This window comes from Stenotrophomonas sp. GZD-301 (assembly GCF_049310345.1).
Lineage (GTDB): Bacteria > Pseudomonadota > Gammaproteobacteria > Xanthomonadales > Xanthomonadaceae > Stenotrophomonas.
The window spans coordinates 1-14,190 of the sequence record NZ_JBMOWY010000008.1; the positions used below are offsets into that span (position 1 = coordinate 1).

Here is a 14,190-nt window from a genome sequence, read left to right on the forward strand (position 1 = left end):
GGTGGGTATGGGGGGGGGGGCAATCCCGGGGCACTAGCCGGTAATGCTCCCCCCCCCCCCCCCCCCCCAGTGCTGTACGTCCTCGCGGGCAGCCGCACCGGTGATCCACTTGGAGCTGCCGTCGGCCATTGCCGTACGCCCGTCCAGGCTGGCGGCCAGCTTGACCCGCAGCCACGGGCGGCCGCGTTCGATGCGCGACAGAAACCCGTGGTTGAGTTCGCGCGCCTGCGCCGCCATCAGCCCTTCGGCCACCTCGATGCCGGCCGCGCGCAGCAGATCGAACCCGCCGCCGTCGACCTTCGGGAACGGATCGCGCATCGCCGCGACCACCCGCCCGACGCCGGCCTCGATCAGTGCCAGCGCACAGGGCGGCGTGCGCCCGTAGTGGGCGCAGGGCTCCAGGGTGACGTAGGCGGTGGCCCCGCGTGCGTGCGCGCCCGCCTGGCGCAGCGCGAACACCTCCGCGTGCGGGCCGCCGGTGCGTTGATGCCAGCCCTCGCCCACCACGTCGGCCCCCTGCGCGATCACACAACCGACCATCGGGTTGGGCCGCGCCGTATACGCGGCACGCTCGGCCAGGCGCAGGGCATGCGCCATGTGCAGGTGATCCAGCGCGGAGAAATCGGTCATGGCAACGGTCATCGGCAGGCAGGCAAGCAGCCGCGATGGTAGCCCAGCGGGGGCGCCGGTGAAGCGCGGGGCTCAGCCCTTCTTCTTCTTGCCCAGCGCGATCACATCGCCAAGCAGCTGCAGCTGCTCGGTGCTGGTGGGCAGCTCGCGTTCGAGCTTCTCGATCTCCTCGCGGAAATCGGCCACATCCTCGAAGCTGCGGTACACCGAGGCGAACCGGACGTAGGCCACGTGGTCGAGCTTGTGCAGCTCGTTCATGACGAACTCGCCGACCTTGATCGACGGAATTTCGCGCTCGCCGCAGGTCCGCGCCTGCTGCATCACCGCGCGTACCGCCAGTTCGATCTTGTCTTCGGGAACCGGGCGTTTCTGCAGCGCGCGATCAAAACCGCTGCGCAGCTTGCGGGCATCGAACGCCTCACGGCTGCCATCGCTCTTGATGATCGCCGGCAGTTTCAGTTCGATGGTTTCCAGCGTGCTGAAGCGCTCGTTGCAGGCCTCACATTCGCGCCGACGCCGGATCGTCGCACCGTCTTCGGAGACGCGCGAATCGATCACACGGGTATCGGCATGCTGGCAGAACGGACAGTACATGGAACGCCTAGCTGGGGAAAACGTCATGCCACGGTCATGGCAGCGTCGCAACGGTACCTGAGAAGGCGCGGGGCGGCAAATGCGCGTTGCGCGTCAGGCGGGGCCGGACGCCCGCCGCACCCACGTCAGGTGCAGGCTGGGCACCAGGAGCAGCGGCCCAAACACCAGATAGCCCAGCACCTGCCAACTGCCCACCACGCAGGCGTACAGCAGCACCAGCAGCAGGCTGCCGGCGGCCAGTACCCCCACGGCCAGACCGGCCCACGGGAGGGAGCCCGCCGCGCGCAGCCCGTCGCGCCCCTGCCGCAGGTACAGGCCGCTCAACCACACCCACGCGAGCAGGCCGAGCAGACCGGCGCCGCCCCAGAGCAGCAGCAGCCCGCCCTCGTTGCCCGCGAGCAGGAAGCGGCGATGGACCTCGACATGGCGCAGGCCCTGTACCGCCACGAGCCCGCAGGCCACCACGGTTGGCAGCCCAAGGAGCACGCACTGGAGCGCGTACAGACGCCGGTGGACGCTATCGCGCATGACCGGCCCACCTCGCCGCCGGCCTGGATCTCATCCCCGCGGCGCACCCGACCAGCGCATCCACGCCAGCTGTGCGCTCGGTATCAGCAGGGGCGGGCCGGCAATCAGATAGCCGAGCAGCGCCCAGCCGTCCTGCAGGACCAGGCGCATGACGAGCACCAACACGATCAGCGCGCCGATGACGCCGCAGGCGATGCCGATCCAGCCCAGCGGGCTGCTGCGGCGCAGGCCCGCGCGGCCGTGCCGCAGGTACACGCCGCTCAGCCACAGCCAGCCCAGCAGACCGAGGATGCCCGACAGGCCCAAGGCCAGCAGCGTCAGGCTTTCGGTGGTGCCCATGTAGCTGTTGCGGGAGAAATAGACGATGACCGCCAGCACCGACAAGGTGCCGCCGACGGCCAGCGTCGGCAGACCCAGCAGCAGGGCCAGCACCGCATAGGTGCGGCGTTGCGCGAGGTCATTCATCGGTGGTCGGCGTCCTTGCAGGGGCGCCGCCCCCGGCCAGGCCGGGGACGACGAACACGAGGGCCGGGATCGCGCAGCGTCGCTGCGCGCGGCCCTCGCTCATGTCACCCGTAGACCGGGTACTTGCGGCACTGCGCGCTGACCGCCTCGCGCACACGGGCGATCACCGCCTCGTCGGCAGGGGCGTCGAGCACGTCGGCGATCCAGTTGGCCAGGTCCACGCAGTCCTGCTCCACATAGCCGCGGGTGGTGACGGCCGGGGTGCCCAGGCGCAGGCCCGAGGTGACGAACGGCGAACGCGGGTCGTTGGGCACCGAGTTCTTGTTGACGGTGATGTGGGCCTTGCCGAGCGCGGCTTCCGCGTCCTTGCCGGACACGTCCTTGCCGATCATGTCGACCAGCATCAGGTGGTTCTGGGTGCCACCGGAGACGATCTTGTAGCCGCGCGCGATCAGCGTGGTGGCCATCGCCTGGGCGTTCTTGACCACCTGCTGCTGGTAGGTCTTGAAGCCCGGCTCCAGCGCTTCCTTGAACGCCACGGCCTTGCCGGCGATGACGTGCATCAGCGGGCCGCCCTGGATGCCCGGGAACACGATCGACTGCAGCTTCTTGACCAGGTCCTCGTTGGCGCCCTTGGCGATGATGATGCCGCCGCGCGGGCCGCGCAGGGTCTTGTGGGTGGTCGAGGTGACCACGTGCGCGTGCGGCAGCGGGCTCGGGTACACACCGGCGGCGACCAGGCCGGCGACGTGGGCCATGTCCACGAACAGGTACGCACCGATCTTGTCGGCGATCGCGCGGAAGCGCGCCCAGTCCACGACCTGCGAATAGGCCGAGAAGCCGGCCACGACCATCTTCGGCTTGTGCTCCAGGGCCAGGCGCTCGACTTCGTCGTAATCGATCAGGCCCTGCTCATCGACGCCGTACTGCACGGCGTTGAACAGCTTGCCCGAGGCATTGACCTTGGCACCGTGGGTCAGGTGGCCGCCGTGGGCCAGCGACATGCCCAGGATGGTGTCGCCCGGCTGCAGCAGGGCGAAGTACACCGCCTGGTTGGCCTGCGAACCGCTGTGCGGCTGCACGTTGGCGTAGTCGGCATCGAACAGCTGCTTGAGGCGGTCGATGGCCAGCTGCTCGGCGATGTCCACGTACTCGCAGCCACCGTAGTAGCGCTTGCCCGGATAGCCTTCGGCGTACTTGTTGGTCAGCTGGCTGCCCTGGGCCTCCATCACGGCCGGGCTGGTGTAGTTCTCGCTGGCGATCAGCTCGACGTGGTCTTCCTGGCGCTGGGTTTCGGCGGCGATGGCCTTGGCCAGTTCGGGATCGTAGGTTTCGATGCGGACGTCACGCGGGAACATCGGTTACTCCAGGCAGGCAGAGGGGGTACAGCGCGAGCTCTGGATTGTAGTCCCCGCGACGCAGGGTGACCAATCGGGCAGCGCCGGCCCCCCACAACGAGGAACGGCGCCTTCGCGGGCGCCGTTCGGGTGGCAGGGCCGGGCCTGGCCTTACCGGTTGTTGATCACGTAGTCGGCGATGATCCCGGTGGCGATGGCCACCAGCAGCAGATTGCCGCGGTCGTCGCGGATCCAGTGGTGGTCGCGGGGCGGGCGACGCACCGAGTAACGGTTGTAGTCGTTGACCACGTAGACCGGGCCGCCGTAATACTCGCGGTAGCGATGCCCACGTGCCCAGCCATAGGAACCGTAGCCGGGTGCCGGGCGGTACACCACGCGCGGCGGGGGCGCCGGACGGTAGTAGCCGCGGTTGTCGTAGTAGCGGCGGTCGTGACGGGCTTCGCGGCGGTCATCGCGCCACTCGCGGCGGTCATGACGGTCGTGGCGGCGGTCGTGACGATCATCACGGTCATAACGGTCATGGCGGTCGTGGCCACGGCCGCGATGGTCGTTGTCGGCGAAGGCCGGCGCCACCGCGCCCAGGGCCAGCAGCGAGGCCACGGCCCCGACCACAATTCGATTCATGCGCATGACTGGCCTCGCTTGGTGAGTGGATGATTACATCATGCTGACCCGGTCTGAACGGTTTCCGGCTGGAAACGGTTTCCAATTCAAGGGCTTTGACGGCCCATTCAGGCGGCGGCAAGCCCCGTCCCCGGGGCCGACCGGCGGTTGTCACCGCTTCCCGCTATAATCGGGGGTATTCCTTTTACATCTGTTCCTGTTCCCAACGGAACGGGCGCAGGGTTGCGCCTTCGGAGACCACATGTCCTCGCAATACATCTACACCATGAACCGCGTCAGCAAGGTGGTCCCGCCCAAGCGGCAGATCATCAAGGACATCTCGCTGTCGTTCTTCCCGGGTGCCAAGATCGGCCTGCTGGGCCTGAACGGCGCCGGCAAGTCCACGGTGCTGAAGATCATGGCCGGCGTGGATACCGACTTCGAGGGCGAAGCCCGTCCGCAGGCCGGCATCAAGGTCGGCTATCTGGCCCAGGAACCGGAGCTGGACCCGACCAAGACTGTGCGTGAAGCGGTCGAGGAAGGCGTGGGCGAAGTGCTGCAGGCCCAGGCCGCGCTGGACGCGGTGTACCTGGCCTATGCCGAGGAAGGCGCCGACTTCGACAAGCTGGCCAAGGAACAGGAGCGCCTGGAGGCGATCCTCGCCGCCGGCGACTCGCACACGCTGGAAAACCAGCTGGACGTGGCCGCCGACGCACTGCGCCTGCCGCCGTGGGACGCGATCGTGGGCAAGCTGTCCGGTGGTGAAAAGCGCCGCGTGGCGCTGTGCCGCCTGCTGCTGCAGAAGCCGGACATGCTGCTGCTCGACGAACCGACCAACCACCTGGACGCCGAGTCCGTGGAATGGCTGGAACAGTTCCTGGCGCGCTACACCGGCACGGTGGTGGCGGTGACCCATGACCGCTACTTCCTGGACAACGCCGCCGAGTGGATCCTGGAACTGGACCGCGGCCGCGGCATTCCTTGGAAGGGCAACTACACCGACTGGCTGATGCAGAAGGACGAGCGCCTGAAGCAGGAAGACAATCAGGAGAAGTCCCGCCAGAAGGCCATCCAGAAGGAACTGGAATGGTCGCGCCAGAACGCCAAGGGCGGCCGCACCAAGGGCAAGGCCCGTCTGGCCCGCCTGGAAGAGCTGCAGTCGGTGGACTACCAGAAGCGCAACGAAACCAATGAAATCTTCATCCCGCCGGGCGAGCGCCTGGGCGCATCGGTGATGGAGTTCAAGAACGTCTCCAAGAAGTTCGGCGACCGCCTGCTGTTCGACGATCTGAGCTTCCTGGTGCCGGGTGGCGCGATCGTGGGCATCATCGGCCCCAACGGTGCCGGTAAGTCGACGCTGTTCAAGATGATCACCGGGCAGGAAAAGCCGGATTCGGGCGAGATCACGGTCGGCCCGACGGTCAAGCTGTCCTACGTGGACCAGAGCCGCGACGCGCTGGAAGGCAACCACAACGTCTTCCAGGAAATCGCCGGCGGTCTGGACATCCTGAACATCAACGGCATCGAGATCCAGTCGCGCGCCTACATCGGCCGCTTCAACTTCAAGGGCCAGGACCAGCAGAAGCTGGTCGGTTCGCTGTCCGGTGGTGAGCGTGGCCGCCTGCACATGGCCAAGACCCTGCTGCAGGGTGGCAATGTGCTGCTGCTCGACGAACCGTCGAACGATCTGGACATCGAAACCCTGCGTGCGCTGGAAGATGCGCTGCTGGAGTTCCCGGGCAACACCTTCGTCATTTCGCATGACCGCTGGTTCCTGGATCGCATCGCGACCCACATTCTGGCGTTCGAAGGCGATTCGCACGTGGAGTTCTTCCAGGGCAACTACCGCGAGTACGAAGAAGACAAGCGCCGCCGCATGGGCGACGACGCCGCCCCGAAGCGCCTGCGCTTCAAGGCGCTGAAGTAAGAGAAAAAAGAACGGCCGCGCTCTGCGCGGCCGTTTTGCATTCTGGTAGGCCACGACCGTTGGTCGTGGTGCAAGGTCAACGGCAGCGATTCAGGTCTTACGGGCTGGGGAGGCCGACGGGCAGCCCCTTACGGGACACGCCGTAAACCCATCCTTGGGGGCTTGGCAAAAACATCCATGTTTTTGACAGTCCCTGCAGGGGCCACCCGCCGGCCTCCCCCGACAGATCGCGTGCGCGGGTTGGCAGCAGCAGCCACGCAGCGCGTGGCGCTGCGGCTGTTGGGTCGCAATTCCCGTGGCCACCAGCACGCTGTCGGAGGGCCGGCGGGTGGGGGGGTACGGGACCGTAGAAAACATGGATGTTTTCTACGAGCCTACATGGACGTATTCACGGCGTGTCCCGTACCCCGCACCCACCGGCCCTCAGCCCACGATGCTGCACACGAAGGCTGTGCGCTTGCACACGAAGGCTGTGCGCTTCCGGCTTTGGCTTTGGCATCACGCCGGAATACGTCATTTTCCACGGACAACCGACATGAACCTGTTTGAACGCCTGTTCCAGCTCCAGCAGCACGGCACCTCCGTGCGGACCGAACTGCTGGCCGGGCTGACCACCTTCCTGACGATGTCCTACATCGTCTTCGTCAACCCGGACATCCTGGCCACCACCGGCATGGACCCGGGCGCGGTATTCGTCGCCACCTGCCTGGCCGCCGCGCTGGGTTCGCTGGTGATGGCCTTCGCCGCCAATTTCCCGGTCGGCATGGCACCGGGCATGGGCTTGAACGCCTTCTTCGCCTTTACCGTGGTCGGTGCGGCCGGGTTGCCGTGGCAGCAGGCGCTCGCCGCCGTGTTCATTTCGGGCCTGGTGTTCCTGGTGCTGTCGCTCACCGGCGTGCGCGCCTGGCTGGTGGCCGGCATCCCCGCGTCGCTGCGCGCGGCCATCGTCGCCGGCATCGGCCTGTTCCTGGCGATCATCGCCCTGCAGAAATCCGGCGTGATCATTGCCAACACCGACACCCTCGTCGCGCTCGGCCCGCTCAACACCGCACCGCCCCTGCTCGCGCTGGCCGGCTTCCTGCTGATTGCCATTCTCGAAGCGCGCCGCGTGCGGGGCGCGATCCTGATCGGCATTCTCGCGGTCACCGGCGCGGCCTGGCTGCTCGGCGACGTGCAGTTCCACGGCGTGGTGTCGCTGCCGCCGAGCCTGGCCCCCACCTTCCTGCAGCTGGACCTGCCCGGCCTGCTGCATCACGACGGCGGCGCACCGATCGCGGTGCTGCTGCAGGTGGTGCTGGTGTTCGTGCTGGTGGAAGTGTTCGATGCCACCGGCACCCTGTACGGCGTGGTGGGGCGTGCCGGACTGCTCAAGCTGCCGGGTGCGCAGAAGCGCTTCGGCCGCGCCCTGCTCGCCGACAGCACCGCCATTGTGGCCGGCTCGCTGCTGGGCACCAGCAGCACCACCGCCTTCGCCGAAAGCGCCTCCGGTGTGCAGGCCGGCGGCCGCACCGGCCTGACCGCGCTGGTGGTAGCGGCCCTGTTCCTGGCCGCGCTGCTGTTCTCGCCGCTGGCGGCGATGGTGCCCGGCTACGCCACTGCCCCTGCCCTGCTGTTCGTCGCCGGTCTGATGCTGCGCGAACTGGTTGATGTGGAATGGGGTGACCTGACCGAATCGGTACCCGCGGCGCTGTGCGCGCTGGCGATGCCCTTCACCTACTCCATCGCCAATGGCCTGGCGTTCGGTTTCATCGCCTATGCAGTGCTCAAGGCCGGCACCGGGCGGTGGCGCGATGTGCACCCGGCGGTATGGCTGGTGGCCGGCCTGTTCGTGCTGCGCTACGCCCTGGACTAAGGCGGTTCACCCCTCGGCAACGCGGCTCTGGGATGATGCCTGCATGACCGATGCCCGCCTGCCCGCCGATCTGCCGTCACCGCTGCGCCGTCGCCTGCTGCGCGCGGCGCTGCTTGCGCCTGCGGTCGCCGCGCTGGCGACCCTGCCGGGGTGTTCCACCCCGCCGCACTTCGACGGCAGCTTCATCCAGCCGTGGCGCAGCCACCTGGACCTCACCGCACAGGACTGGCAACGGCACATGGCGCTGGCCCGGCAGCTCGGCTGCCGCCAGATCGTGGTGCAGTGGGCTGGCCTGTACGGCAGCGGCAGCGACGCCGACTGGGATGTGCCCGACACGGTGATGCAGCTGATCTTTTCCACTGCCGCGTCCGAAGGGCTGCAGGTGCGCGTGGGGCTGCCGTATCACAGCGGCTGGTGGAAGGCGCTGCAGGGAGCGGACCTCGCGGCGCTGGATGCGTTCCTCGCGCTCACCCTGGACAACGCACGCGGCTACCTGCAGCGCGCGCCGTGGGCGCGGCAGGCCAATTTCGCCGGCTGGTACCTGCCCTACGAACTGGAACAGTTCCACTGGGCGCAGGACGACCGCCAGCAGCGGCTGTGCACCTGGCTGGCTGCCCTGTGCGAGGCGGCGAAGGCCGGCACGCCCCACGTCACCGCCATTTCCACCTACTTCAGCCGTCTGCAGACCACCGGATCACTGGCGCAGCTGTGGACCCGCATCCTGGAGCAGGCGCCGCTGCGGCCGATGGTGCAGGACGGCGTCGGCGTGGCCGGCATGGACAATCTGGACGGCGTCGATCCGCTGCTGGCGCTGCTGCGCGCGCGCAAGGTCGACTTCGATGTAGTGGTGGAACTGTTCGAGGAACTGGCCAGCTCGCCCGCCGATGGCAGCCATTTCCAGGCACAGACGGCCGATGCCGCGCGCATCGCCAAACAGCTGGCGTGGGCCGAACGCAGTGGCGCGGCCGGCGTGTTCGCCTTCGCGCTGGACCCGTGGCTGTCACAGGACACCCCGCGCGCGCAGGCGCTGCGCCGGCGCTGGCGTACCAGCGCGCCGTAGTCGTTGCGCGCTACAGCGTGCGCCCGATGATCTCGCGCAGGATTTCGCTGGTGCCGCCGAAGATGCGCAGCGCGCGCGCGTCGGTCCAGGCACGGCCGATGCCGTATTCGCTGCTGTACCCGTAGCCACCGTGCAGCTGCAGCAGGTCGTCGAGGACCTGGCCCTGCAGCTCGGTGGCGTTGAGCTTGGCCATCGCCGCGCGGGTCGCGTCCAGCCGCCCCTCCATCTGCTCGCCCAGGCACTGGTCCAGGAACGTGCGCAGCATCGCCAGACGTGCGGCCGCATCGGCGAGCACGAAGCGGGTGTTCTGGTGGTCGATCAGGAAGCGGCCGAAGGCCTTGCGCTGGCGCACGTAGGCCACCGTTTCGGCCAGCATGCCCTCGGCCGATGCGGCCGCACGCAACGCGATGGCCAGGCGTTCGGCGGCCAGCTGGTCGCCGAGATAGTCGAACCCGCGCTGTTCCTCGCCGAGCAGATGCGATACCGGCACCTCCACGTCCTGGAAGAACAGCTCGCTGGTGTCCTGCGCGTGCTGGCCGATCTTGGTCATCGGCGCGCCGCGGGTGACGCCGGGCAGATGTGCGTCCACGCACAGCAGGGTGAGTCCGCGCGCGCCCAGCTCCGGTGCGACCGTCGCCACCACCACCACCACATCGGCATTGGTGCCATTGGTGATCCAGGTCTTCTGGCCGTTCAGCACGTAGTGGTCACCCTGGCGCTCGGCACGGGTACGGATCGCCTTGAGGTCGCTGCCGGCGCCGGGCTCGGTCATGGCGATGGCACCGATCGCCTCGCCGCGCGCCATTGCCGGCAGCCACGCATCGCGCAGCGCATCGCTGCCGTACTGCATCAGATACGGCGCGACCATGTCCGAATGGATCGAGAAGCCGATGCCCAGGTAGTTGGCGCGGGCCAGCTCCTCGATCACGCAGGCGGCGTGCCCATAGTCACCGCCGAGTCCGTACGGATCGGGCAACTGGCAGTTGAGCAGCCCGGCCTCGCCCGCCTCACGCCACAGCGAACGCGGGGTGATGCCGTCGCGCTCCCATTGCGCGTAATGCGGCGCGATCTGCGTTTCGATGAAGCGCTGCACCTGGTCGCGGAACAGGGTGTGGTCATCGCGGAAGATGGAGCGCGCATGCATGGATCAGCGCCCCACCGGATCGGTGCCGCTGAGCTGGCCCTGCAGCACCGGGGCGGTAGCGCTGCCGGTCAGGAACAGGCTGTAGTGGTCGCCGGGCTGCAGCGAGGGCAGCGCCACCGGCAGGCTGTCCTTGCCGCCGCAGCCGGCCACCAGCCGCGCCTTGACCGGGTTGATGGCACGCGCGCTGCTGGCGCCGGCGGCCACCGCCGGGAACACCACCGCGCCCTTGTCGGCCATCGCCAGCCGCGCCTGCGCGCAGCCGGCAGCCAGGTTGTAGAAGCGGATTTCCGCCTTGAGCGCGTCGCTGCTGCCACCGCCATCGGCCAGCACGGCGAGCGGCCGCGACGGCGTGGCCGGGTCCAGCACCAGCGTGGTGAAGGTGCCGGCGGCGACCTGCGCCTGCGTGCGCGGCTTGCCGGCCACGCGGACCGGGAATGGCTTGCCGCCTTCCACGATCGCATAGCGCGTGGCACGCGTGGCCGGGCCGATGCTCTGCTCGGCACCATTGCCGACACCGACCTTGAGTGCGGCCGCGCCGGGATTGAGCACGCGCACGAACGCCGAACCGGCCGGCGGCCGCGCCGCGTACAACTGCGCCAGGCGGCCTTCCGGCGCGCCCTGCTGGGCGCCTGCGGCCAGGGGAGTGCACGCCAGCAGGGCGGCGACAAGCAGGGTCAGCGGCGTCTTCATCGTTTGGGTTCCTGGCTGCGGAGCGTGCGCGCCAACGCGTAGCGCTGCTCCAGTTGTTTGCGATCGACCTTGTTGGTGGTGCCGGTAGGCAACGCGTCCACGGCGATCAGTTCGGAGGGGATCATGTACGGCGGCATGCGCCGGCCGAGCTGTTCCTTCCAGTCCTGCAGGGCCTCGGGCAAGGGCTGTACCGCGCCTTCGCCGGGATGGGTGAGTTCGACGAAACCGATCATGCGCACCAGGCTGCCGTCGGGGCGGCGCAGCACTACCGCGGCACCGGCCACGACGCCCGCCAGCGTGGACAGTGCCGCATCCACTTCGGCCAGCTCGATGCGGTACCCGTTGAGTTTGATCTGGTCGTCCTTGCGGCCGCGGAAGTAGACACGGCCCTGCGCGTCGAGATCGCCAAGATCGCCGCTGCGGTAGGCACGTTTGCCGTTGTGCTCGAACAGCACGCCCTGATCGAGATCGGGCCGGTCGAGATAGCCGCGCATCACGTGGTCGCCGGCCATGCAGATCTCTCCGTCGTCCAGGAACACGTCGGCATAGGGCTTGGCCACGCCGATCGGGAACGGATTGGGCGCGGCGGCACGCAGCGCGGCATCGATCTCCACCCAGGTGGTGGAACAGGTGGCCTCGGTGGGACCGTAGGAGTTGATGATGCGCGCCTGCGGGAAGCGCGCCCACAGCTCTTCGGCCACGCGCGGGGTCAGCGACTCGGCACCGAACACAAAAACGCGCAGCGACGGCAGCTGGGCGGCGGTGAAACGCGGGTTGAGCATCTGCTGGCGCACGAACGACGGCGTGGAGGCCCACACCGCGACATCGGACTGGCGCAGGTGGTCGACGAAACGCTCGCTGTCGGCGATCACCTCGCGCGGACACAGCACGCAGCAGCCGCCGAGACCCAGCGCGCCGCACAGATCGAACAGCGAGAAATCGAAGCTGAAGAGCATCTGGTTGAGGAACGCCGGTGCCTCGCCCAACGCCAGGCAGTCGCGGATCCAGCCGGTGAACAGTGCCACGCTGTCGCGGCCGATCTGCACGCCCTTCGGATCACCGGTGCTGCCGGAGGTGAACATGATGTAGGCCAGCCCCGACACGGTCAGCGCGCGCGGCGCGGCCGCACCGGGGCCGAAGGTATCGGCAGCCGCATCGTAGACCGCACCGGCATGCACCAGCTCGGTGATGCGCTGCAGGCGCGCCGGCGGATTGATGGTGTCCACCGGCACGTAGGTCACGCCCATCTGCAGGCAGCCGAGCATGGCCACCACGAAGGCGGCCTGCTTGTGGCCGGAAATCACCAGGGCGTGTCCCGGCTGGACGCCGGCCGCCTGCGCGCGCGCCATCCAGTCCTGGGTGGCCTGGTACAGGCCGGCCCAGTCCATGATCCCGTTGGCGTCGTGCAGTGCCGCCGCATGCGGCGCCTGCGCGAGGTCGGCGAAGCGGCCGTGGTCGAAATCGAATCGCATGCGATCGGCTCCTGCGGAAGGGGTGTGGCTCAGCGCTTGTGCGTGGCCACGTAGTCGGCCAGCACCTGCACCGAATCAACCAGCGCGTCGATCTCATCGACCGGCAGGGTGACGCCCAGGCGGTCCTTGACCTCGACCATCAGCTGCACCTTGGACATCGAGTCGAACAGCGACTCCATGTACTCGTCGGGCTGCACGCGGGTGCCGATCACCGACTCGACGATGTCGATCAGCTGGGTCTGGAGGGTCTGGATATCCATGTGGTTCACCTTGTCAGAACTGGAAGTAGAGGAAACGCGATTCTTTGTGCAGGCTCATCAGGCACAACCCGAGCAGAACCAGCATCACCAGCAGCCATCGCAGGCTGGGCTGCCAGCGCATCCACGCCCGCGGCGCCGGATTCGGCTTGGCCAGCGAAGGCGAGTACACGCCCATGATCTGGTGCGCGTTGGGTGTGCCCCACACGATCGCCAGCAGCACCACGATATACACGAACTGCAGGTGATGCCCGATCAGCAGACGCGCGCCATCGGCCAGGCCCAGTCCGGCGGCATGGGTGACGCTCTCCAGCGCTTCCCACCCGCGCACGCCGGCCATGCCCTGCACCAGCTGCCAGGCATCGTCCACACCGTCGGCGCGGAAGAACGCCTGCGCCACCAGGACCGCGCCGAAGGTCAGCAGCAGGTACCCCACGTGCTGCAGCCTGCTCACCTTGCGCAGCGCCACCGGCGTGCGCCCGCCGACGAACACGCGCCAGGCGTGGTTGATCGCCAGGTAGGCCGCGTGCAGCAGGCCGAAGATCAGGAACTGCAGGCCGGCACCGTGCCAGATGCCCGCCAGGCCCATCGCCCAGACCGTGGGCAGCACGATCATCGACAGGAAGCCACCGGCCGAGGCCACCGCGGTGGGGCCGGTCGGGCGGCCGTGGCGGGTGCGCCAGCGCGTCACCGCCATCGCCACCGGGTAGTACAGGTAGGCGGTGATGTAGCGGGTGAGCGTCATGTGCCAGCGCGCCCAGAAGTCGATCACGCTGGTCGCCTTGTACGGCGAATTGAAGTTGAGCGGGAAGCGGATGCCGAACATCCGCGCCAGGCCGAGCGCCATGTCCGAGTAACCGGAAAAGTCGAAGTACAGCTGCAGCGCGTAGCTCAGTGCGGTGGCCCATGCGCCCCAGAACTGCACGCTGCCGGTCTCGGCGAAACCGGCATCGGCATACGGGGCGATGGTGTCGGCCAGCAGCACTTTCTTGGCCAGGCCGATCACGAACAGCATGCCGCCCACCGACAGGTTGTCGGCCTGGAAGCGGTAGGTTTCGCGCTTGCTGAACTGCGGCATCATCTCCTTGTGGTGGAGGATCGGGCCGGCGATCAGGTGCGGGAAGAACGTCACGAACAGCACATAGCTGAGCGGGCTGCGGTCGTTGACCACGCCGGCGCGGCAGTCGAGCAGGTAACCGATCTGGGTGAAGGTGAAGAAGGAAATGCCCAGCGGCAGGATCAGCGCGTCCATCGGGCCGACGTTGAAGCCCATCTCGCCGACGAAGTTCACCATCGCCGCGAAATACTTGTAGTGGAACAGCAGCAGCAGGTCGGCGGCCACGCCCAGCGCGGTGACCAGCACCTGCAGGCGCGGGCGCGTGGCCAGTGACAGGATCGCCAGGCTGACCAGGTAATTGAACACGATGGAGCCGGCCAGCAGCACCACGAACTGCGGGTTCCACCAGCCGTAGAACACGATCGAGGCCACGCACAGCCACAACGCGGCCAGCCGCGGCTTCCAGGCACCGAGCAGATAGTGGATGCCCAGCGCGATCGGCAGGAACACCAGGAGGAACAGGAAGGAGTTGAAAAGCATCGTCGTTCGGCGC

The 14,190-nt window shown here is 68.0% G+C and carries 13 protein-coding genes and 1 pseudogene; 3 read left to right on the plus strand and 11 right to left on the minus strand.

Annotated elements, in window-relative coordinates; all coding sequences use genetic code 11:
• Positions 1-36 precede the first annotated feature (36 nt).
• The 6 genes and pseudogenes from ribD to ACO6VK_RS01935 all read right to left on the minus strand — a co-directional run.
• Positions 37-642, minus strand: a pseudogene (gene ribD, locus ACO6VK_RS01910) (bifunctional diaminohydroxyphosphoribosylaminopyrimidine deaminase/5-amino-6-(5-phosphoribosylamino)uracil reductase RibD); the annotation flags it as partial.
• 60 nt (positions 643-702) lie between these two features.
• Positions 703-1,224, minus strand: a complete 522-nt coding sequence (nrdR, locus tag ACO6VK_RS01915) for a transcriptional regulator NrdR (RefSeq protein ID WP_422505196.1) — start codon at positions 1,222-1,224, stop codon at positions 703-705.
• 93 nt (positions 1,225-1,317) lie between these two features.
• Positions 1,318-1,752, minus strand: a complete 435-nt coding sequence (locus tag ACO6VK_RS01920; RefSeq protein ID WP_422505197.1) for a hypothetical protein — start codon at positions 1,750-1,752, stop codon at positions 1,318-1,320.
• 30 nt (positions 1,753-1,782) lie between these two features.
• Positions 1,783-2,217 (minus strand): hypothetical protein, encoded by a 435-nt coding sequence (locus ACO6VK_RS01925; protein ID WP_422505198.1) that lies wholly within the window; start codon positions 2,215-2,217, stop codon positions 1,783-1,785.
• A 104-nt stretch (positions 2,218-2,321) separates the two neighbouring features.
• Positions 2,322-3,575, minus strand: a complete 1,254-nt coding sequence (glyA, locus tag ACO6VK_RS01930) for a serine hydroxymethyltransferase (protein ID WP_422505199.1) — start codon at positions 3,573-3,575, stop codon at positions 2,322-2,324.
• A gap of 150 nt (positions 3,576-3,725) precedes the next feature.
• Positions 3,726-4,205 (minus strand): RcnB family protein, encoded by a 480-nt coding sequence (locus ACO6VK_RS01935; protein ID WP_411849874.1) that lies wholly within the window; start codon positions 4,203-4,205, stop codon positions 3,726-3,728.
• 235 nt (positions 4,206-4,440) lie between these two features.
• On the opposite strand from ACO6VK_RS01935, the gene ettA reads away from it, so the two are divergent.
• The 3 genes from ettA to ACO6VK_RS01950 all read left to right on the plus strand — a co-directional run bounded on the left by ettA (position 4,441) and on the right by ACO6VK_RS01950 (position 9,017).
• A complete protein-coding gene (gene ettA, locus ACO6VK_RS01940) occupies positions 4,441-6,105 on the plus strand; it encodes an energy-dependent translational throttle protein EttA (RefSeq protein WP_411849873.1) in 1,665 nt (554 codons plus the stop codon).
• A gap of 535 nt (positions 6,106-6,640) precedes the next feature.
• A complete protein-coding gene (locus ACO6VK_RS01945; protein ID WP_422505200.1) occupies positions 6,641-7,957 on the plus strand; it encodes an NCS2 family permease in 1,317 nt (438 codons plus the stop codon).
• Between the two features lie 43 nt (positions 7,958-8,000).
• Positions 8,001-9,017 (plus strand): DUF4434 domain-containing protein, encoded by a 1,017-nt coding sequence (locus ACO6VK_RS01950; protein ID WP_422505201.1) that lies wholly within the window; start codon positions 8,001-8,003, stop codon positions 9,015-9,017.
• 10 nt (positions 9,018-9,027) lie between these two features.
• Here ACO6VK_RS01950 and ACO6VK_RS01955 read toward each other — a convergent pair whose 3' ends face one another.
• From ACO6VK_RS01955 to ACO6VK_RS01975, 5 genes are read right to left on the minus strand one after another with little or no spacing between them, the layout of a single operon-like run.
• On the minus strand, positions 9,028-10,161 hold the full coding sequence (locus tag ACO6VK_RS01955) for an acyl-CoA dehydrogenase family protein (protein ID WP_422505202.1): 1,134 nt from the start codon (positions 10,159-10,161) through the stop codon (positions 9,028-9,030).
• Positions 10,162-10,164: 3 nt separating this feature from the next.
• Positions 10,165-10,851: an alginate O-acetyltransferase AlgF gene (locus ACO6VK_RS01960; protein WP_422505203.1), complete on the minus strand. Its 687-nt coding sequence runs from the start codon at positions 10,849-10,851 to the stop codon at positions 10,165-10,167.
• The gene (locus ACO6VK_RS01965) at positions 10,848-12,323 is read right to left on the minus strand and encodes an AMP-binding protein (protein WP_422505204.1); all 1,476 of its coding nucleotides are present in this window, start codon (positions 12,321-12,323) and stop codon (positions 10,848-10,850) included. The genes ACO6VK_RS01960 and ACO6VK_RS01965 overlap by 4 nt, the downstream gene beginning before the upstream one ends.
• A gap of 29 nt (positions 12,324-12,352) precedes the next feature.
• Entirely contained in the window at positions 12,353-12,583 is a 231-nt protein-coding gene (locus tag ACO6VK_RS01970) for an acyl carrier protein (RefSeq protein WP_422505205.1), read from the minus strand.
• A gap of 13 nt (positions 12,584-12,596) precedes the next feature.
• Positions 12,597-14,177: an MBOAT family O-acyltransferase gene (locus ACO6VK_RS01975; protein ID WP_422505206.1), complete on the minus strand. Its 1,581-nt coding sequence runs from the start codon at positions 14,175-14,177 to the stop codon at positions 12,597-12,599.
• Between the last annotated feature and the right edge of the window lie 13 nt (positions 14,178-14,190).